The 20,254-nt window shown below is 62.4% G+C and carries 22 protein-coding genes; 15 read left to right on the top strand and 7 right to left on the bottom strand.

Annotated features, from left to right (window positions below; translation table 11 throughout):
- The first annotated feature begins 114 nt into the window (after positions 1 to 114).
- From AC4BCN_RS13000 to AC4BCN_RS12980, 5 genes are all read left to right on the top strand, one after another.
- Positions 115 to 990, top strand: coding sequence for a flagellin N-terminal helical domain-containing protein (locus AC4BCN_RS13000; protein ID WP_070303093.1), 876 nt, complete (start codon positions 115 to 117; stop codon positions 988 to 990).
- 242 nt (positions 991 to 1,232) lie between these two features.
- Positions 1,233 to 2,108 (top strand): flagellin N-terminal helical domain-containing protein, encoded by an 876-nt coding sequence (locus AC4BCN_RS12995; protein WP_070303092.1) that lies wholly within the window; start codon positions 1,233 to 1,235, stop codon positions 2,106 to 2,108.
- Between the two features lie 181 nt (positions 2,109 to 2,289).
- On the top strand, positions 2,290 to 3,165 hold the full coding sequence (locus AC4BCN_RS12990) for a flagellin N-terminal helical domain-containing protein (protein WP_072454558.1): 876 nt from the start codon (positions 2,290 to 2,292) through the stop codon (positions 3,163 to 3,165).
- 57 nt (positions 3,166 to 3,222) lie between these two features.
- Positions 3,223 to 3,573: a hypothetical protein gene (locus tag AC4BCN_RS12985; RefSeq protein WP_490493476.1), complete on the top strand. Its 351-nt coding sequence runs from the start codon at positions 3,223 to 3,225 to the stop codon at positions 3,571 to 3,573.
- Positions 3,574 to 3,618: 45 nt separating this feature from the next.
- Entirely contained in the window at positions 3,619 to 4,323 is a 705-nt protein-coding gene (locus AC4BCN_RS12980) for a hypothetical protein (protein WP_490493475.1), read from the top strand.
- A gap of 52 nt (positions 4,324 to 4,375) precedes the next feature.
- Here AC4BCN_RS12980 and AC4BCN_RS12975 read toward each other — a convergent pair whose 3' ends face one another.
- Genes AC4BCN_RS12975 through AC4BCN_RS12945 form a run of 7 tightly spaced genes read right to left on the bottom strand, consistent with a single transcriptional unit; the run spans position 4,376 to position 10,687 of the window.
- Complete coding sequence (locus AC4BCN_RS12975) at positions 4,376 to 6,463, bottom strand: flagellar biosynthesis protein FlhA (RefSeq protein ID WP_230518670.1); 2,088 nt, start codon at positions 6,461 to 6,463, stop codon at positions 4,376 to 4,378.
- Positions 6,460 to 7,599 (bottom strand): EscU/YscU/HrcU family type III secretion system export apparatus switch protein, encoded by a 1,140-nt coding sequence (locus AC4BCN_RS12970; RefSeq protein WP_128139613.1) that lies wholly within the window; start codon positions 7,597 to 7,599, stop codon positions 6,460 to 6,462. The genes AC4BCN_RS12975 and AC4BCN_RS12970 overlap by 4 nt, the downstream gene beginning before the upstream one ends.
- Complete coding sequence (locus tag AC4BCN_RS12965; RefSeq protein WP_128139614.1) at positions 7,589 to 8,389, bottom strand: flagellar biosynthetic protein FliR; 801 nt, start codon at positions 8,387 to 8,389, stop codon at positions 7,589 to 7,591. Before AC4BCN_RS12965 ends, AC4BCN_RS12970 begins: the two co-directional genes overlap by 11 nt.
- 9 nt (positions 8,390 to 8,398) lie before the next feature.
- A complete protein-coding gene (locus tag AC4BCN_RS12960) occupies positions 8,399 to 8,671 on the bottom strand; it encodes a flagellar biosynthetic protein FliQ (protein ID WP_034757874.1) in 273 nt (90 codons plus the stop codon).
- Between the two features lie 3 nt (positions 8,672 to 8,674).
- Positions 8,675 to 9,445 carry a flagellar type III secretion system pore protein FliP gene (fliP, locus tag AC4BCN_RS12955; protein ID WP_490493474.1) on the bottom strand — a complete coding sequence of 257 codons (771 nt, stop codon included), beginning with the start codon at positions 9,443 to 9,445 and terminating at the stop codon, positions 8,675 to 8,677.
- A complete protein-coding gene (locus tag AC4BCN_RS12950; RefSeq protein ID WP_034757866.1) occupies positions 9,442 to 9,807 on the bottom strand; it encodes a FliM/FliN family flagellar motor switch protein in 366 nt (121 codons plus the stop codon). The genes fliP and AC4BCN_RS12950 overlap by 4 nt, the downstream gene beginning before the upstream one ends.
- A 1-nt stretch (position 9,808) precedes the next feature.
- Entirely contained in the window at positions 9,809 to 10,687 is an 879-nt protein-coding gene (locus tag AC4BCN_RS12945) for a FliM/FliN family flagellar motor switch protein (protein WP_181877844.1), read from the bottom strand.
- A 552-nt stretch (positions 10,688 to 11,239) separates the two neighbouring features.
- On the opposite strand from AC4BCN_RS12945, the gene fliE reads away from it, so the two are divergent.
- The 10 genes from fliE (at position 11,240) to AC4BCN_RS12895 (ending at position 20,247) form a co-directional block, all read left to right on the top strand.
- The gene (gene fliE, locus AC4BCN_RS12940; RefSeq protein WP_139092657.1) at positions 11,240 to 11,578 is read left to right on the top strand and encodes a flagellar hook-basal body complex protein FliE; all 339 of its coding nucleotides are present in this window, start codon (positions 11,240 to 11,242) and stop codon (positions 11,576 to 11,578) included.
- A 60-nt stretch (positions 11,579 to 11,638) separates the two neighbouring features.
- Positions 11,639 to 13,372 carry a flagellar basal-body MS-ring/collar protein FliF gene (fliF, locus tag AC4BCN_RS12935; RefSeq protein WP_490493473.1) on the top strand — a complete coding sequence of 578 codons (1,734 nt, stop codon included), beginning with the start codon at positions 11,639 to 11,641 and terminating at the stop codon, positions 13,370 to 13,372.
- Complete coding sequence (locus AC4BCN_RS12930) at positions 13,350 to 14,390, top strand: flagellar motor switch protein FliG (protein ID WP_128139617.1); 1,041 nt, start codon at positions 13,350 to 13,352, stop codon at positions 14,388 to 14,390. The genes fliF and AC4BCN_RS12930 overlap by 23 nt, the downstream gene beginning before the upstream one ends.
- On the top strand, positions 14,387 to 15,076 hold the full coding sequence (gene fliH, locus AC4BCN_RS12925; protein WP_034757841.1) for a flagellar assembly protein FliH: 690 nt from the start codon (positions 14,387 to 14,389) through the stop codon (positions 15,074 to 15,076). The genes AC4BCN_RS12930 and fliH overlap by 4 nt, the downstream gene beginning before the upstream one ends.
- Positions 15,073 to 16,383 (top strand): flagellar protein export ATPase FliI, encoded by a 1,311-nt coding sequence (gene fliI, locus AC4BCN_RS12920; RefSeq protein ID WP_034757837.1) that lies wholly within the window; start codon positions 15,073 to 15,075, stop codon positions 16,381 to 16,383. The genes fliH and fliI overlap by 4 nt, the downstream gene beginning before the upstream one ends.
- 8 nt (positions 16,384 to 16,391) lie before the next feature.
- Positions 16,392 to 16,829 (top strand): flagellar export protein FliJ, encoded by a 438-nt coding sequence (locus tag AC4BCN_RS12915; protein WP_490493472.1) that lies wholly within the window; start codon positions 16,392 to 16,394, stop codon positions 16,827 to 16,829.
- Between the two features lie 88 nt (positions 16,830 to 16,917).
- Complete coding sequence (gene fliD, locus AC4BCN_RS12910; protein ID WP_490493471.1) at positions 16,918 to 18,330, top strand: flagellar filament capping protein FliD; 1,413 nt, start codon at positions 16,918 to 16,920, stop codon at positions 18,328 to 18,330.
- A 51-nt stretch (positions 18,331 to 18,381) separates the two neighbouring features.
- A complete protein-coding gene (fliS, locus tag AC4BCN_RS12905) occupies positions 18,382 to 18,771 on the top strand; it encodes a flagellar export chaperone FliS (RefSeq protein WP_035818009.1) in 390 nt (129 codons plus the stop codon).
- The gene (locus tag AC4BCN_RS12900) at positions 18,764 to 19,081 is read left to right on the top strand and encodes a hypothetical protein (protein WP_139092660.1); all 318 of its coding nucleotides are present in this window, start codon (positions 18,764 to 18,766) and stop codon (positions 19,079 to 19,081) included. Before fliS ends, AC4BCN_RS12900 begins: the two co-directional genes overlap by 8 nt.
- The gene (locus tag AC4BCN_RS12895; protein WP_490493470.1) at positions 19,078 to 20,247 is read left to right on the top strand and encodes a flagellar hook-length control protein FliK; all 1,170 of its coding nucleotides are present in this window, start codon (positions 19,078 to 19,080) and stop codon (positions 20,245 to 20,247) included. Before AC4BCN_RS12900 ends, AC4BCN_RS12895 begins: the two co-directional genes overlap by 4 nt.
- Positions 20,248 to 20,254: the final 7 nt, after the last annotated feature.

Raw genomic sequence — 20,254 nt, 5'->3', positions numbered from 1 at the left:
AAAAAATATATTTCCACGCGGCATTTAATAAAGCGGAAGGAATGGTCGTCTTGTACTGGTAGGAGCAGATAAACCGTCGCTCCTCACCATAACCACCCAATTAGGAATGACACCATGCTGAGTCTTCACACCAACGCTGCTTCCCTGTCGGCACAAAATTCGATCTCGAATACCCAATCCAAACTGTCGACTTCGATGACGCGCCTGAGCACCGGCTTCCGCATCAACTCGGCAATGGATGACGCTGCCGGCCTGCAAATCGCCACCCGCCTGAAAGCACAAACCAGCGGCATGACCGTTGCGATGAACAACACGCAAAACAGCACCTCGCTGCTGCAAACGGCCGAAGGCGCGTTCGCTGAAGTCACCAACATGCTGGTGCGCATGAAAGACCTGGCAACCCAGGCTTCCGATGCCTCGTCGACCGCAGCCGACAAGACCGCCATGCAAGCTGAATACAATGCATTGGGTCAAGAGCTGTACAACGTGATGACCAACACCACGTTCGGCGGCACCAAGCTGCTGGGCAAAGGTAGCGCTGCTGCCGACGGCACGCTGTCGACGTCGATGACGTTCCAGATCGGTGCAAGCTCGACCGAAAAAATGACTTTCGACGTATCGGGCAACCTGTCGACCTTGAACACTGCCCTGAGCGGCCTGAGCGCGAACTTCTCGAGCGGCGCATCGACCGGCGCGACGGAACTGACCGCTTCCGCCAACGCCACCATCGGCCTGCTGGCTACCGCCATCGACAGCGTCAGCACCGTGCGTTCGGCACTGGGCGCGACGGCTAACCGTCTGGACCACGTCAACACCAACTTGTCGAACATCGCCACCAACACCAAAGCCGCTACCGGCCGCATCATGGACACCGACTTCGCTACCGAAAGCTCGAACATGACGTCGTCGCAAATGCTGCTGCAAGCTGGCACCGCGATGCTGAAACAAAGCAACAGCATGTCCTCGATGGTCATGTCCCTGCTGCAATAATATCGGCCTGCCGCTTGCGGCCAGCTCATCGAAGCCAGACTCCGGTCTGGCTTTTTTTTCGCCTGCGGCTGGCACAAGCATGTCGCAACACCAGCAAAACAGGCCGGCGAAGCAACAAATACCATTTATTTTAAAAAATTTCCTTAAAGCATTTAATTAAGGTGGCGGCACGGTCGTCTTGTACTGATAGGAGCAGATAAACCGTCGCTCCTCACCGTAACCACCCAATTAGGAATGACACCATGCTGAGCCTTCACACCAACGCTGCTTCCCTGTCGGCACAAAATTCGATCTCGAATACCCAATCCAAACTGTCGACTTCGATGACGCGCCTGAGCACCGGCTTCCGTATCAACTCGGCAATGGATGACGCTGCCGGTCTGCAAATCGCCACCCGCCTGAAAGCACAAACCAGCGGCATGACCGTTGCGATGAACAACACGCAAAACAGCACCTCGCTGCTGCAAACGGCTGAAGGCGCTTTCGCTGAAGTCACCAACATGCTGGTGCGCATGAAAGACTTGGCAACCCAGGCTTCCGATGCTTCGTCGACCGGCGCCGACAAGACCGCCATGCAAGCTGAATACAATGCACTGGGTCAAGAGCTGTACAACGTGATGACCAACACCACGTTCGGCGGCACCAAGCTGCTGGGCGACGGCGCAGCTGCCGCCTCCGGCACGCTGTCGACGTCGATGACGTTCCAGATCGGTGCAAGCTCGACGGAAAAAATGAGCTTTGACGTTTCCGGCAACCTGACCGCGCTGAACGCAGCCCTGACCGGCCTGAGCAAAAACTTCTCGTCGGCAGCATCGACGGGCGCAACGGAACTGACCGCCACCGCCAACGCCACCATCGGCCTGCTGGCTACCGCCATCGACAGCGTCAGCACCGTGCGTTCGGCACTGGGCGCGACGGCTAACCGTCTGGACCACGTCAACACCAACTTGTCGAACATCGCCACCAACACCAAAGCCGCTACCGGCCGCATCATGGACACCGACTTCGCTACCGAAAGCTCGAACATGACGTCGTCGCAAATGCTGCTGCAAGCTGGTACCGCGATGCTGAAACAAAGCAACAGCATGTCCTCGATGGTCATGTCCCTGCTGCAATAATATCGACTTGGCCGCTTGCGGCCAGTTCATCGAAGCCAGACTCCGGTCTGGCTTTTTTTTCGTCTGCGGTTCTTGGTCTTTCCGGCATATTGAACTAAATTGCCATCACGTTTAACGATGTTGCCGGCATAGTCGCCTATACAAGGTAGAACACCGAACAATCGTCCACTGGAGCCGCCGCGTGCTGAGCATTCATACCAATACTGCCGCACTGTCAGCCCAGCGGGCCATGGGCTGGGCACAGCAAATGCTGTCGACGTCGATGACGCGCCTCTCCACGGGCTTTCGCATCAACTCGGCCATGGACGACGCGGCCGGCTTGCAGATCGCTACCCGGCTGAGCGCCCAGACCAGCGGCATGGCGGTGGCCATGCGCAACACGCAAAACAGTACTTCCCTGCTGCAGACGGCCGAAGGCGCGTTTGGCGAAGTGACCAGCATGCTCGTGCGCATGAAGGACCTGGCCACCCAGGCAGCTGACGCCTCGTCGAACCAGAAGGACCGCGAGGCCATGCAGGGCGAATACGATGCGCTGGGCGCCGAGCTGTACAACGTCATAACGAACACCCGCTACGGCGGCACTTTATTGCTGGGCAACGGCAGCGCCGGCGTGGGTACCTTGTCGCAAGCCATGACGTTCCAGATCGGCGCCACCGGCAGCGAAACCATGCAGTTCAGCGTGGCGGGCGACATGGGCGCGCTCAACGCGGCACTACAGGCGATCTCCGTCAATTTCGCGCCAGGCGCCACCGCCGGCAGCGAATTTGCCAGCAACAGCAGCGCCAATGGCATGATCGACATGCTGGCGGCGGCCGTCGACAAGGTCGGCAGCGTGCGCTCGGCGCTGGGCGCCACCGCGAACCGGCTTGGACACATCTACAATAACCTGTCCAACATGGTCACCAACACCAAGGCCGCCATCGGCCGCATCATGGACGTCGACTACGCGGCTGAAAGCGCCAACATGACGTCGGCGCAAATGCTGATGCAAGCGAGTACGGCCATGCTCAAGCAAAGCCAGAGCATGAGCAAGCTGATTCTTTCTTTATTACAATAATTACCGGCAGGACGCGATGGCGGATCGGATGAATATGTATCAGCAGGAAGCAATGGCATGGCGATAGACCGCATTGCATCGGGCAACCCGGTGCCCCTGATTACCCAGCGCTTCGACGTCAGCCCCGCTACGCCGATGGTGCCGGGCGTGGTCCAGCCGCTGGTGCCGATCGGCCCCTACATGGCGCCCGCGCCCGACGCCGGCACCCTGCCCGCCCAGCTGCAGCAGAAGGGACAGGACAGCCTGGCGTCCCTCATCAAACCCAATGCCGAGGGTACGGGCGGCGCCCTGCCGCGCGACAGCAGCGCCATGCAGGTCAACCAGCTGTTCTTCACGCGCCAGCTCATATGGCAGCCGCCCGACGCTGCGCAGCTGGCCGCGTCGTGGCGCGTGATGGTGCGCACGTAAGGCGAACAATATGCAGCCCTGCAGGAACAGGCGCGCGGCCAGCACGTGCCGGGCAATCTGTTCATGGCCGAACAGCAGCCGGCCCTGCTGCGCGAAGGCGCACGTCCACCGTTGACGGTCGACAGCGAAGCGTGGCGCTTTGCCGTGTATGGCTGGGGCGGCCAGCGCCTGCTGCTGCGCGTGCTGGCCAGCGACGAAGACGAAGAGACAACACCAAGGCGGCGCGGCAAGGTGGCGCTGCGCGTCGAACTGATCATCATCGGCATCGGCCGGGTGGTGATCCAGATGGAGCCGTCCGGCGACGGCGTGCTGCTGGAACTGGCCGCCGACGAGGAAGCGGCGCTGCGCCATTTGCGCCTGGCCCTGCCCGAGATCGCCGACGCCGTGCGGCGCGCGGGACTGCGCCTGGTGCGCTGCCGCCTGAACCGCCAGCTGCATGCGCAGCGCGTGCACGGCAACTACCCGATGCAGGCGGGCGCCGCTTCGCTGTCGCTGCCCCTGTTCCGCGCCATGGCCGAGGTAGCCCTGCTGCTGACGCAGCCGGAAGCGGAAGCGGCGGCCGATCCCGATGCGCCTGCGGCACCCGCCGCCGAAGCCGAAGAAGAGCCCATCATCGTCTCGAAGGAAGTGGCGGCGCCGTTCGGTTACGACTATGGCGACGAGGAAGAGTCGGCGCAAGGCGCCACCGTGCTGCTGCTGGCCGACGGCCAGGAGCACGAGTTGCTGCCGCCCATCGACGAGCAGGATTGACGCGGCATAAAAAAACGGCGCCCGCAGCGCCGTTTTTTTTCATTCCAGCAATTTACCCTACCGTGCCGATGATGCTCACTTCGCGGTTTTCCGGGATTTCGTTGTACGACAGCACATGCAGGCCCGGCGCGAACAGGCGCGCATAGCGGGCCAGCAGCGGACGGATCTGCGGCAGCACCAGCAGCAGCGGCGGCGTGGCCTGCTGCTTCATCTGCTCGCGCGCCACCGGCATGTTCACCTGCAGCTGCGACAGCAGATGCGGGTCGATCGGATAGTTATCGAGGGTCACCTTGCCCGACTGGCGCGCCTGGTTCAAGGAACCAAGCAGCATGTTTTCCAGTTCGCCGCCCAGGTTAAACGCCTGCATCTCCATCTTCTGGCCGAACAGGCCGCTGACGATCTGGCGCCGCAGCGCGCAGCGCACTTCAGCGGCCAGCAGGATCGGGTCCTTGGTCGTTTCCGAACTGTCGAGCAAGGTGGTGGCGATGGGTACGATATCTTTCAGTGACACATTTTCCGCCAGCAAGACGCGGAACACGCGCAGCAGCTGCGTGTGCGTCAGCGCCTTGTCCAGCGCGCCGGCCAGTTTCGGCGACAGGGCCGTCAGGCGCTCCATCATGTTCGACACGTCTTCGTGGCGGAACAGTTCCGGCAGGTATTCGCGCACCATCTTCGACAAGTGCGTGGCGATCACGCTGGGCGCCTCGATGACCTGGTAGCCGAGGCCCAGCGCATGCGCCTTTTCGCTCGGTTCAATCCACGTGACGGGCATGCCGTAGGCCGGCTCGATGCCGGGAATGCCGTCGAGCTGGCCATATACGTTCGGCGACGGGATCGCCATCAGGCGGTCGGCCTGCACTTCCGCCTGTGCCACCACGGTACCCGACAGCACGATCGCGTACTGCGACGGCTTCAGGGCCAGGTCGTCGCGCACGCCGATATTCGGCAGCAGCAAACCCATCGATTCGGACAGGCTCTGGCGCACGCCCTTGACGCGCTTGTTCAACGGTTCGCCCTGGGTTTTGTCCACCATGCCGACCAGCTTGTAGCCGAGCATCACCATCAGCGGCTGCACGGCCGGCAATTGCTGCCACTCCAGTTCGGCCGGCTTGTCGTCACGCAAGGCCGCTTCGATGGCGGCCAAACCGGCCGCGTCGGGCCCCTTCACGCGCTTGGTCAGGCGCCAGGCAACAAAGGCCAGCACGCCGGCAAAGGTCATGAACATGAACCACGGCATGCCAGGAATCAAAGCCAGCGCCACCATCATGCCGGCCGCGCTGTAGATTACCGTTGGCGAGGTCAGCACCTGGCCTGCCACTTGCTGTTCGAAATCGCCCGAATCGCTGATGCGGGTCACGAGGATGGCGGCCGCGGCCGACAGCAGCAGCGCCGGGATCTGCGCCACCAGGCCATCACCGATGGTCAGCAGTGCGTACTGGCGGAAGGCGTCGCCGAACGACAGGTCGTGCATCAGCGAGCCGATGGCCACGCCGCCGACCATGTTGATGATCAAAATCAAAATACTGGCGACGGCATCGCCGCGCACGAACTTCGACGCGCCGTCCATGGCGCCATAGAAATCCGCTTCGGCGGCCACGTCCTTGCGGCGGATCTGGGCTTTTTCCTGGTTGATCAGGCCGGCGTTCAGGTCGGCGTCGATCGCCATCTGCTTGCCCGGCAAGGCATCGAGGGTAAAGCGCGCCGACACTTCCGAGATGCGCTCGGCACCCTTGGTAACGACCGCGAAGTTGATGATCATCAAGATCACGAAGACCACGATACCGACGACGAAGTTACCGCCAATGACCACGTTACCGAAGGCCTCGATCACCTTACCGGCCGCATCCGCGCCCGTATGGCCGTGCAGCAACACCACGCGCGTGGACGCCACGTTCAGGGTCAGCCTGAGCATGGTGGTGGCCAGGATCACCGTCGGGAAGACGGAGAAATCGAGCGGCCGCTTGGCCGACACGCTGACGAGGATGACGATCAGTGCCAGCACGATATTGAAAGTGAACAAGATATCGAGCAGCACGGGCGGCAGCGGCAAGATGATCATCGCCAGGATCACCAGCAGGAACAGCGGCGTGGCGAACTTGTGGCGGCGCATTTCGGCAACCAACCGGTTCAGGAAATTCATGAAGGTACTACCTCGCTCAAATGAGATGGCACGACCACCTCGGTGGGAAATGGGGGCTGGGCAGCGCGCTGCCCAGTACGGAATGCTTTCAGCTGCAGTATGTAGTTGAGCACCTGCGACACGGCCTGGTACAGCTGCACGGGAATCTGCTGCTGCACTTGGCTGGTGTTGTAGATGGCGCGCGCCAGCGGCGGCAACTCCAGCGTTTCGATATTGTGTTCCTTCGCCACTTGCCGGATATACAGCGCCATCTCATCGACGCCCTTGGCAACGACGAACGGCGCCTCGGCGCGGTCCTGGTCATACTTCAATGCGACGGCATAATGCTCGGGGTTGACGATCACCACGTCGGCGTCGGGCACGGTCTTGCGCACGCTGCGCCGGCCGATCTGCTGCTGCAGCTGGCGGATGCGCTGGCGCACTTCGGGCCGCCCCTCGCTGCTTTTATGTTCTTCCTTGACGTCCTGCTTGCTCATGCGCTGGTTGCGGGCAAAGAAAAATGCCTGCGCCGGCACGTCGATGATGGCAAACAGCACGAAGACGGAAATGAGCGCCATCAAGCCGTCGAGCATCAGCGCCGAACCATCAAGCATGGCTTGCTGCAAGGGCCGGTGTTGCAAATCCACATACTGCGTCAGGCTGGAGCGGCTCACGTGCACGAGCACCATGCCCAGCACGGCGGCCTTGGCGATCGACAAGCCGAATTCAAAACCGTGCTTGGGCGACACGAGGCGGCCCAGATTCTTGGCCGGACTCAGGCGCTCCATCTTCGGCGCCCAGTTCTTCGTGCTGATGACCCAGCCACCGGGGATCAAGGAACCGAGCACGACGAACAACGGTACGCAGAACAGTGGCACGATCATCTTGATCAGCAAGCCCACCGACGTGGTAAACGCCATCGACATGGCATTTTCCAGCGCGCCCTTGCTGTCGAGCGGCATGAAGGCCATGGCGAACAGCTCGCGAAAACTGAGCAGATAACCGGGCAGCAGGTAAATGAAGACCTTCATGCTGATCAGGATGCCCAGCGCCGTTGACAGGTCGCGCGAACGCACCACCTGCCCTTCCTGGCGCGATTTCTTCAGCTTCTGCGCTGAAGCCTTTTCTGTTTTGTCGCCAGTGCTGCTATCCGCCATGGGCCACCCGCATCTGTTCGGCGATCATGTCGAGCACGCGGTTCGTCATGGCGACATAGTGCTCCGGGATAAAGCGCACGATCTGTATCAGCATCAGCAGCCCGAACATGGTGATCATGGAAAAACCCAGCGAAAACAGGTTCAGCGACGGCGCCACCCGGTTCAGGAAGCCAAAGCCCAGCTGCACCACCATGGTGGAAAAGACGATGGGCAAGGCCAGCAGCATGGCGGCGGCGAAGATCCACGCCACGTTGTACGCCACCGTCTGCAGCAGCATCGGCCCGTAGCCCTGCCCCACGGGCCAGGCCGTGAAACTGGCGCCAATCACGCCCGTCAGCACAAGGTGGCCGTCGATGGCGAAAAACACGATCATGCACATGATGGTGAGCAAACCCGTGATCACATCAGACGAAGTGCCGTTGAGCGGGTCGTTCATGACGGCCATGGAAAAGCCCACCTGGCTCGACACGAGGTAACCGAGCACCGACATGACGGACATGGCGAAGTGGAAAGCCAGGCCCAGGACGAAGCCGATGATGGCCTGCTCCAGGGTGGCGACGAGGGCGTGCAGGGAAAACGGATCGATCTTCAGCAATTCCTGCGACACGCCAGACGCCTGCATCACGGGCAGCATCAGGATCGCCAGCACCAGCGACAGCAGCACCCGCACGGGAACGGGCACCATGGCGTCGCCGATCACGGGTGAGGCGCTGAGCATGGCCAGGATGCGGCAGAACGGCCACCACACGGCCAGCAGAAACGGCAGCACCTGATTGAAAATCTGATCCATGGCGCGGGGCTATCCGACCAGGGTGGCGGCGCGCTGAAAAATGGACACGCAATAATCCATCAGGTAACCGGCCATCCAGCGTCCGGCCAAGATCAGGGCCAGCAGGGTGACCAGCAGGCGCGGCAGGAAACTCATGGTCTGTTCATTGATCGAGGTGGCCGCCTGCACCAGCGCGACCAGCAAGCCCATGAGCAAACCCGGCACGACCAGGATCACCACCAGCAGCATGACGACATGCAATGCTTCGATGATCAGGTCGACGGCGACTTCAGGGGTAAACATCGGTCAATAGCCCTGTATGCTGGTAACTAAGGTGTTGACGGTCAGGGTCCAGCCATCGACGAGCACGAACAGCAGCAGCTTGAACGGCAGCGAGATGACGAGCGGCGACAGCATCATCATACCCATGGCCATCAGCACGGATGCCACCACCAGGTCGATGATGAGGAAGGGGATGAACAGCATGCAGCCAATCTGGAACGCCGTCTTGAGTTCGGACAATACAAACGCGGCCAGCTTGACCGTGAAACTATGGTCTTGCGGACGCGTGCTCGACGGTTCGCCGGCCAGGTGCGCGATCTGCGCCAGCGCGGCCTTGCTCGTCTGCGCCAGCATGAAGCGCGAAATCGGCACTTCGGCAATTTTCAAGGCTTCCTGCATGCCGATCTGGTCGCGGTCATAAGGCACGAACGCTTCCTTCCACACCTGGTCGCCGATGGGACGCATGACGAGCAAGGTGAGAATCAGGGCGATGCCCGTGACGATACGGTTGGGCAAGCCCTGCTGCAGGCCCAGAGCCTGGCGCAGCAGGGACAGCACGATGACGAAGCGGGTAAAGCTGGTCATCATCATGACCATCACGGGCAGCAGCCCGAGCAGGGTCATGACGACGAGGATCTGCATCTTCACCGACAGGTCGGTCTTCGCGCCCGGCACCACGCCAGCGAGCAGGTCCTGCGCGCCGGCCGCGCTGCAGCACAGCATCAGGACAGGGACAGCCAGCGCGGCAGCCAGCGCGCCGCGGCGCCGGCTCAAGCCGGGTACCGCCAGCTTCATGCTGTCATCAGGTCGAGATTGAGGCCGTCGAGGTCGATGACTTTCAGGCCATAGTTCTCGCCGGCCACCACCACTTCGGCACGGCCAATCGGTGTGCCGTTGACCTTGATCACCAGCGGTTCGCCGGCCAGCATGTCGAGTTCGATCACGCTTTCCGGGCCGATGGCCATCAACTCTTCCAGTGAAATGCGGGCCGAACCCACTTCCAGGGTCAGGGTGACGGGAATTTTGCGCATCATCTGCGGAATGTCGCGGCGCGCGCGGGTGCTGGCCACGTCGGAGACGTCGCCCTGGTCGATGATCATGTCATCGCCCAGGTCTTCCAGCAGGGTTTCGCTCTGGTTGGTATCGGTGATATTCATATTATTCGACATCTTCAAATGAGGTTAAACACAGCTTGCCCTTGTGTTCGGAAACAGCCGCCGTAAATAAACGGGAGTCATCAAGCATGACGTCGGTACGGCTCAGGCTGACGGGAATCACGTCGCCCACGCGCAGGTCGAACAAGGCGCCCAGCTGTACCTGCTTGCTGACCAGACGGCCTTCCAGGGTTACTTGCAGGCGCGAAGCGAGCGGGCGTACGCTGCCTCGCAAGGCTTTCTTCGCTTGCGCGCGCTCGGGCAGCAGGCCGCGCAGCACGTCGGCCATCAGGCGCTTGTCCAGCGAGAACCAGAACTGGCCGCTCTGCCCCGCCTCGACGTCGCTGAGCGCCACGGTGACGATCCAGCTGCCGCGTGCCGGATGCACGCCGGACTGCACGGCGACCTCGGCACTGGTGTCGATGTCGCTGCTCTTGCCCAGGGTTTGCAGGTTCTTGTGGATGCGGGTGAACAAACTGTGGACCAGCTGTTGTCCCAGCACCACAGCGAGGCGCTCTTCCGTTGCCGTCACGCGCACTTGCGCCGGATCGGGCAGCGCGCCTTTGGCGCCGGCACTACCGTAGCGATAGTTCAGCACGCTCAACAGTATCTGCCGTTCGAGCGCAAAGCCCGGCTGACCGGCCGGCGTGGAAAAACTCAGCCAGCGGTTCACGCTGTCTTCGTTGTCCACGCGCGACAAGGTCACGGCGTCGATCTGGAAATTGCCCCAGTAGCGACGGTTCATTGGCTGGCGCAGGGCCACGGCCAGGTCGTCGCGCAGCTGGGCGCCGAATACATGCAGCAAATGGACAGGACGTCCAAGCAGACAGGAATCGAGGACTTGATGGCGCACAGTTTGATCTGTCTTGGTAATGATTGTCATGTAGTGGTCATGTCGGTATTGCGGTGGCAGAACAAATTATACGGATCGCCCGAAATTAAATACAGCATCATCTTGGCTTTGCCAACAGGTCTGCAAGCAAACGATTGCGCATCGTATCGCATGCTCGATGACTACGGTGCTGAACAATACATGAAAAAGCCAAATATTGCCATGTATCAATATTCCTTGAGGCAATTCTCTCTTTACTTTATAGTTGCCCCGAGGTAAGCTTATAGCGACAAAATAGTGATTTGCAGTGCGCCATTCCGCTTACCTGATTCCGGTTTTTATGGCAGTTCCCAGCCCCTCTTATTGCCACCAGAAGAAACTTTTATCAGATAATTATTAGTTGTCATGGCCATGTAAATCATGTCGGCGCAAGTCTGCCGGGTTTGTTTGAATCTGCTCAGCGGATGGTGTGGCAACTGATAAAACTGATGAGCCCAATTGAAATCGGGCCGGGCAAGATGGCATTGGATGTAATGCCTGCCGGAATGGCAAACCAGTAATTTCTGATTGATACGTCACCGCATATTGAAAGTAGAGGGCAAGATGAGCAACGAACTCGCAGGTCTGATCAAGGCCGATCTGGCAGCACTGAGTAATGACGCGCGCGCCCTGGGCGCCAGTATCGCGCCCGCCGCCCAGTTCGGCACACCGGAACAATCCGGCTTCTCGTTTGCGCAAAGCATGAAAGACGCCATCGGCAAGGTCAACGGCGACGACCGCCTGGCCGCGCAAAAAATGAGCGACGTCGACAGCGGCAAGAGCGACGACATGGTCGGCGCCATGCTGGCCAGCCAGGAAGCGAGCCTGTCCTTCTCCATGTTGATGCAAGTGCGCAACAAGGTCATGGGCGCCGTCGACGAACTCATCAAACTGCCTCTGTAATCTTCACGTCCTGATCCACGCCCAGCCTCCCAGCGAAAGTTACCCCAAGTGATTACCACCATGAAGTCCGCATTTGCGCGCTGGCGCCCTGGCGCCCAGCCCGCCATCCCGCCCGCCCTGCTGAAAAACCTGGTTCCCATCGTCGTGCTGGCCATCGGCATCACCGCCATGGTGACCATGTACGCGTGGCGCGACCAGGCCAACTACAAGCCGGTGTTTGGCGCGCGCGAAAAAGTGGCCGTGACGGACATGATGGCCACCCTGGATGCCGAACACATCCCTTACCGTTTGCATCCGGACAGCGGCCAGGTGCTGGTGCCCGACGCCATGCTGGGCAAGGTGCGCATGCTGCTCGCGTCGAAAGGCGTGACGGCGCAGCTGCCGGCCGGCCTGGAGCTGATGGACAAGAATGACCCGCTGGGCGTGTCGCAATTCGTGCAGGACGTGCGTTTCCGCCGCGGCCTGGAAGGCGAACTGGCGCAAAGCATCATGACGATGGACGCGATTGCTTCGGCGCGCGTCCATCTGTCGATTGCCAAGTCGACGTCGTTCGTCGCCAGCGATGGCGACAAATCGTCGGCTTCCATCGTCGTGGCACTGAAACCGGGCCGCACCCTGGCACCGGAACAGATCGCCGCCGTCATCAACATGGTGGCCGGCAGCGTCGCCAGCCTGGCGCCCACGCGCGTAAGCCTGGTCGACCAGGGCGGCAACCTGCTGTCCTCGCACGTCGACCTGACGGACGGCTTCGACGCGTCGGCCGCCGGCAATGAAGGCGCGAAACGCTTCCAGGATGATATCCGCCGCAACGTCACGGGCTTGCTGGGTCCCGTCATCGGCGAAGACAACTTCAAGCTCAGCGTGACGGCCGCCGTGAACAACGACCGCGTGGACGAAACGCTGGAAAAATACGGCGAAGCCCCGAAAGTGACGAGCGAGGCGATGCGCGAAGAGCAGGAACGCAACCGCACCGTGGCCGGCATTCCCGGCAGCCTGTCGAACCGTCCGCCAGCGGCAGCCGTGCCGGCACCGGCCGACGCCGCCGGCGCGGCACCCGCCGATGGCGCGCCGAAGCCGTCCGACGATGGCACGGCCCGCAAGAACGCCACCACGCGCCAGTACGCGTATGACCGCAGCATCACGCAGATCAAGCGCAGCCGCGGCCGCCTGGAAAAACTCAGCGTCGCCGTCGTCCTCAACAGCGCTGCCGCACCGAATCCAAAAACCGGCTGGACCCCTGCCGAACTGGGCAATATCGAAAAAATGCTGACCAGCGGCCTGGGCATCAACGCCCAGCGCGGTGACAGCCTGAGCCTGACGGCACTGGCCTTCCCTGCCAAGCCGCCTGTGGCGCAATGGTGGGAAGAGCGCGACACCGTCGTCGATTTCAGCAGCTGGCTGCTGTACGCGCTGGGCGCCGTGCTCGGCTACTTCCTGATCCTGCGTCCTCTGCTGCGCCTGCTGACCTCGCGCCTGGCGCCGCCGCCACTGAAACAGCTCGATCCGGCTCTGGCATTGGGCGGCAGCAACGCCGCCGCGGCCGCCAATGGCGCGGCCGCTGCCGGCGCACCGGCCCTGGGCGTGAACGGCTTGCCGCTGCCGCTGGAAGGCGCCGCTGCCGCCGGCAGCATGCCGGTCGTGCCGCTGCTGGAAAACTATGACTTGCCGCCACCAGGCTCGGCGGTCGACGTGATGGTCGACCACCTGAAAGTGCTGGCGGAAAAAGAACCCGAGCGTGTCGCCGAAGTCGTCAAACAATGGATGCAGAAAAATGGCCGAACTCAACAACAGTAATCCCTCCGACGGCGCCGAATACGAAAGCGCCAGTCTGAATCCCGTGGAACAGGCCGCCATCGTGCTGCTGAGCATCGGCGAAGAGCAGGCCGCCAACGTGCTGCGCTGCCTGTCGCGTGAAGAATTGCTGGAAGTCACGCAAGTGATGTCGCGCATGAGCGGCATCAAGGTCGAGTCCGTGAAAACGGCCATGCAGACCTTCTTCGACGACTACCGCCAGCAAAGTGGCGTGCATGGCGCCTCGCGCAGCTACCTGAAGCGCTCGCTGGACATGGCGCTGGGCAGCGATATCGCCAATAGCGTCCTGAACAATATTTATGGCGATGCGATCCGCCCCAAAATGGCGCGTCTGCAGTGGGCCTCGCCAAAGTGGCTGGCCGAATACATCGTCAACGAGCACGTGCAGATGCAAGCCGTGTTCCTGGCCTTTTTGCCGCCCGCGCTGGCCGGCCAGATTCTCGACGCCCTGCCCGTCGAAGGCCGCGACCTGGTCTTGCTGAACCTGGCACGCCTGGACGAGATCGACCGCGACCTGCTGGTCGAGCTCGACGAACTGGTGGGCCGCTGCCTGGGCACGCTCGACACGCAAAGCACCAGCGTGGAAGGCATCCGCCAGGCGGCCGAGATCCTCAACCGCATGCCGGGCAACCGCGCCGCGCTGGTCGAACTGCTGCGCGCGCACGACCCGGACGTCGTCTCGGAAATCGAACTGAGCATGTACGACTTCCTGATCCTGGCCACGCAGAGCGATGTCACGCTCACGCGCATCCTGGAAGACGTGCCGATGGAACAGTGGGCGATCGCCCTCAAGGGCGCGGAACCGTCGATCCGCGACGCCGTGCTGAAAACCATGCCGCGCCGCCAGGCGCAGAGCTTCGAAGACATGATGCGCCGCTCGGGCCCCGTGCCGCTGTCGCGCATCGAACAGACGCGCCAGGAAATCATGGCCACCGTCAAGGGCCTCGCCGATGCGGGCGAGATCGAAGTGCAACTGTTTGCAGAAGCGGTGATCGAATGAAACACTTCCGCTCGTATCGTTTCCCGCCGCTGTCGCAATTCATCGCCGCCGGCCAGCGTGCCTCCAACGAGGACACGGATGGCCAGTGGCAAGCGTCCGTCTCGGAAGGCTTCGAGCAGGGCCAGCGCGACGGCTACGAAGTGGGCCTGGTGCAAGGCCAGCAAGACGGCTACGACACCGGACGCAACGATGGCATGGCGCAGGGCCGCGAAGAAGGCCGTAATGAAACCCTGGTGGCGCTGGACCGCCTGGCCCGCCCCGTCGACGCCATCTTGCGCGACCTGAAAAAAGTGCGCGCCGATTACCGCGAAGCGCAGCGCAAGGAAGTGGTCGACCTGGTGGCCAAGGTGGCGCGCCAGGTGATCCGCGCGGAACTGGCGCTGCAGCCGGTGCAATTGCTGGCCCTGGTCGACGAGACCCTCGCCTCGATGCCGCCCACGCGCGAGGAAATCGACGTCTTCCTCAATCCGGAAGAATTGAAACGCATCAGCGAACTCGATCCGAAGCGCGCCAAACGCTGGAACCTGATCGCCGACGCACGCCTCGACGCAGGCGAATGCCGCATCAAGGCGGGCGACAATGAAGTCGACGCGGGCTGCCATCAGCGCCTGTCGGCCTGCATGGAGCAGGTCAGCAGCCACCTGGCGCTGGCCGCCGAACACGCTGACCACGGCGCGCCTGCATGATCGCCGACACGCTGCGCAGCTTCGAGATCGGCGATATCCCGGTCGCGACACCGACCGGCCGCCTGGTCGGCGCTTCCGGCCTGCTGCTGGAAAGCGCCGGCTGCCGCCTGCACACGGGCCAGCGTTGTCAAATTGAAACTGTGAGCGGCGAGTGGCTCGATGCGCAAGTCGTCGGTTTCCGCGAAAAATTGTCCTACCTGATGCCGTTCAAGAAGGCGACGGGACTGACCACGGGCGCAAGGGTCCTGCCCCTGCCCGACAAGGCCAGCCTGCAGATCGGCCCGTCGTGGCTGGGCCGCATGGTCAATGGCCTCGGCGAACCGATCGACGACCTGGGCCGCCTCGGCGGCGAACACATCCTGGAAGTGACGCCGCCGAAGGTCAATCCCCTGAAGAAACAACCGGTAGTCGAACCGCTCGACGTGGGCGTACGCGCCATCAACAGTATGCTGACCCTGGGCAAGGGCCAGCGCGTGGGCCTGATGGCCGGTTCCGGCGTGGGCAAGAGCGTACTGCTGGGCCTGATCACGCGCCAGACGGTGGCCGATGTCGTCGTCGTCGGCCTGATCGGCGAGCGGGGCCGCGAAGTGCGCGAATTCGTCGAAAAGTCACTGGGCGCCGAAGGCTTGAAGAAAGCCGTGCTCGTGATCGCGCCAGCCGATGAATCGCCGCTGATGCGCATCATGGCGACCGAACTGTGCCATTCGATCGCAGCCCATTACCGCGACCAGGGCAAGCACGTGCTGCTGCTGGTCGATTCGCTGACGCGCTATGCGATGGCCTTGCGCGAAGTGGCGCTGGCCCTGGGCGAGCCGCCGGCCACGCGCGGCTATCCGCCGTCCGTCTTCTCGAACTTGCCGCAACTGGTGGAAAGCGCCGGCAATGGCGCCCACCCGGAAGGCAGCATGAGCGCCATCTACACGGTACTGGCCGAAGGCGACGACCAGCAGGACCCGGTGGTCGACACGGCGCGCGCGATTCTCGACGGCCACATCGTGCTCACGCGCGAACTGGCCGAGCGGGGCCACTACCCCGCCATCGACATCGCCGCCTCGATCAGCCGCTGCATGGCCCAGGTTATCACGCCCACCCACATGCAGGCGTCGCGCGCGCTGAAAGCGTCGATGGCGCGCCATGCGCGCGTGCGCGATCTAATCCCGCTGGGCGCCTACGTGCCCGGCGCCGACCCGATCACCGACCGCGCCGTGCAGTTGCACGCGCCCATCGAAGCGTTCCTGTGCCAGGGCACCAAGGAAGAAGCGCCGATGGCGCCGTGCATCGAACAACTTGAACAGATCATGGGCTAGGAGCATACGTGAGCAACGCGCATACCATCCGCAACCTGACCACCCTGGTCGGCCTGCGCAGCACCGAAGTGGAACGCCTGCAAAGCGAAATGGCGGCGCAGACGGCCGTGCGCGAGCGCTACCAGAAAAACCTGGAACGCCTGACGGGCCTGTATACGGATAGCGGCCCCAGCGGCGCCCTGCCCCTGGCCCTGTCCGTCAACTGCGGCAACTTCAAGCAAGCCGTCATGCAGTTGGCCGACCAGCACCGTACCGACCTGCATTTGCACGAAGCCAACATGGCCGTTTCGCAACGCGCCCTGAATACTGCCTGGGCCAAGCGCGAGGTGCTGGACCAGGTGCTGACACAAAAACAAAAGCATGTTGCGAACGAGCAACAACGTGTCGATGCCAAGCGACAAGACGAGCTGGCAACGCAATTCTGGTTCCGCGGGCAGGTAAAATGAGTGTGTGTAAGTTTCTTTCAGGAAAACTTCACAAAACGGGAATAGGGGTCGCCTTGTACCGGTATATCCCTTTATTCAGGAGTCTGGCATGGCAAACGTAATTACTGCACCGCAATACGATCCGATCGTCACCGCAAAGAATCTGGCCACCAAGGCGGTTGCGGCGCAGCAGGACAAGTTGACAAAGCAGACCGCACTGGCAAACAACACGGCCACGGCGCTGAACAACCTGAAACTGGCCATGAGCGCCTTCCAGAGTTCGATGTCGACCATGACAGCCAGCAAATCGCTGCTGAGCCAGTCCGCCACCTTCAGCAATACGACCTATGGCAGCGGTTCGGCCGGCATCCAGGCTGTGCCGGGCAGCTATTCCTTTTTTGTACAGCAACTTGCCACGGCAAGCCAGACGTCGTATGCCGGCCTGACCAGCACCCGGCCTGCCGGCAGCGGTTCCCTGACCGTCCGCATCGGCGACCCGCTGGCCGCCGCCACCGCCGACAACAGCTTCCAGATCGACCTGAGCGCCGCCGACAAGGATGCCGACGGCACCCTGACGCCACAGGAAATCGCCGCCGCCATCAATGGCGACAGCAAGAACAATTCACGCGTGACGGCCTCCATCGTCACCATCGGCAACCAGTCGCAGCTCGTCATGACCTCCAACCTGACGGGCAAGGATAACGCCGTCACCCTGGATGCCATCAGCGTGACGAATTCGCCACTGCTGACAGCGCTGGAGAGCGGCAAGTCAAGGATCGTCAAGGCGCAGGACGCCATCGTCTGGCTGGGCGCGAAAGACACCGGCACGCAAATCACGCAAGCCTCGAATACCTTCACCAACGTGACGGGCGTGAAGATGACGTTCACGAAGGCCATGAACACGGGCGAGCGCCAGGTCACGGTCACCGTCGGCACCGACAGCGGCGGCACGGCAACCAATGTGCAAGCCTTCGTCGATGCCTACAACAAGCTGAAAAGCGTACTGGACGGTTTGGCCAGCTCGGGCGACCCGGACAAGAATGTAGCGGCAGGCATCTTTGCCCACGATTCGGGCTTGAACGCCCTGCGCAGCAACATGAATAACCTGCTGCGCCAAAGCGTCGGCGGCGTGTCGCTGGTGTCATACGGCGTTACCGCCAACCGCGATGGCACGCTGAGCCTGAATACGGCCAAATTGACCGCCAAGCTGGCGTCGAACCCGGGCGACCTGGACAAGTTGTTTGGCAACAACAGCCTGTCGGCGCCTTCCGGCGTGCTCGGCAGCCTGGACAAAGCCCTGAGTCAATGGAGCAACATTACCAAGGGTCAGCTGGTGCAGCGCCTTGATGCGAACGACCAGCTGCAGAAATCGCTGGGCAAGAGCACTGCCCTGCTGACAACGCAATACGACACGGCCTACAAGCGTTTCCTGGACCAGTTCACGCGCCTGCAGGTGATGCAGGAGCAAATGACAAGACGGTCCGACATGTTCGACGCCATGTTCGGCAACGATAAATCCTAAGGCGAGCGTGCCTGCCGCGCCGCCGCAAGTTTATACAGTGAGAAGATAAAAATGTTAAACAATGAAGCTTACGGCAACTACCACGCCGTCAACCTGGATGCCCAGACCGCCCGCGCCACACCGGTCGAGCTGGTACTGGTGCTGACGGACGGACTGCTGGAAGAACTGGCGCGCGCGCGCGGGCACATCGTGGGCAAGCGCTACGAGCAAAAGGCTGTCAGCCTGGACAAGTGCACGCAAATCATCAACGGTTTGTCGAGCTCGCTCGATTTCGACAATGGCGGCGAAGTGGTGGTCAACCTGGCGCGTCTGTACGACTATTGCGTGGCGCGCCTGTACACGGCCGGCATCAAGCTCGACCCCACCCTGATCGACGAAGTGACGACCTTGATGACGACCATCAAGCGCGGCTGGGTGGGCGTCCAGGCCAACAATGCCTAGGCGCGCGGCGCTGCAGCAGCTGAGCCGGCAATTGAGCGCGGCGGTCGCTCAGCCGGACTGGGATGCGATGGAAAAACTCTCGGCCAGCCTGGCGAAAAACATCCCGCTGCTGGCCGAACGGGGCGCATGGAATGCGCAGGAACAAACAGAATTGTTGCATTTGCGCAAAATTCACGCGCAAGCGGTTAAAATTTGCTCTGAGGAAAAAGAACGCCTGGGTCAACACCTGGGTGCATTACAGGCAAATAAGGAAGGTTGGGTCGCCTACGCCGCGCTCGGCGAATACGACTCGGACGGGAATCAAGCATGATCATGAACTTCAACACGGCGCCGGCCGCTCCGGCACCAGCGGCACCAGCCGCATCCGCACCAACACCGGCGACAGCGCCGTCACAAGCCGCCGCATTGCCCGGCATGCCAGGCTATGCCGGCAATGGCGCCGCCCCCTCCGCCCTGCCCCTGTTTGCGCAGGTGCTCGATGTGACCGGCGTGGCAACGCCCGACGCCGACACGCCCGCGCCCGGCAAGGACGGCGATACCGACAGCCCGGCCGACAGCAGCCTGCCAGCCATGGCCGCCCCCGTCATCGGCTTGCCGGTAAACATGCTGCCGCCGGCGGACGCCGCTGCGGCCGAAGCACGCGCCTACGCGCAGGCGCAAGAACAGACTCAAGCACAGACACAAGTGCAGGCGAATGTGGCGCAAGCCAACCCGGCACTCAACATCAGCCTGCATCCGGCGGCGATCACCTTGAATGCGCCGGCAGCGGCGCCAGCGCCAGGCCGCGACACGCGCGAGCCGCTGGCCGCCGCCAATCCGGCGGCGCCCGCCAAAGGCAGCGCGCCGGCACAGCCGTTCGAATCGCTGCTGCAGCAAAGCGCTCCTGCCACAGCCGTCGCGGCCCCTGCCATTGCCGTTGCCGCGCGCGAGGGCGAACGTGGCGCCACGAACGTGGCGCCGGCCACGCCCAACCTGGGTCTGACGGGCGCCGTCGGCAATACAGCCACAGCGGCCCCGGCCGGCGACACCATCAAGCTCAACGGCCCTGCCCAGCAATGGCAGGAACCGCTGCGCGAAGCGCTGGGCGAACGCCTGCAGACGCAGATCGGCCGCAACAGCGAACACGCGACGATCCGCCTCGACCCGCCCATGCTGGGACGCATTGAAATTTCCATCCGCCACACGGCCGGTGCGCTGCAGGTGAACGTCACGGCGTCGAACTCGGAAGTGTTGCGCCAGTTGCAAGGCATCGGCGAAAACATGCGCAGCGACCTGGCGCAGCGCCAGTACACCGACGTGGCCGTCAATATCAGCGCCACCCCGCGCAGCCCCGCCGCCCAGGCGTTTGCCGAAGGCGATGCGCGCGGCCAGCGTCAACCGGGCCGCCAGCATGATGATGCCGAGCCGGGCCGCGCCCTGTCCGACGGCAGCACTGCCGCCACCACTTACGCCATGCACGAGCGAGAGACCGCCTGATGAATAT

The sequence above is a fragment of the Janthinobacterium sp. Bl 1 genome, assembly GCF_058215535.1.
Note: the sequence above shows the minus strand (reverse complement) of the source record. Positions and strands in the feature narration are given on the sequence as shown.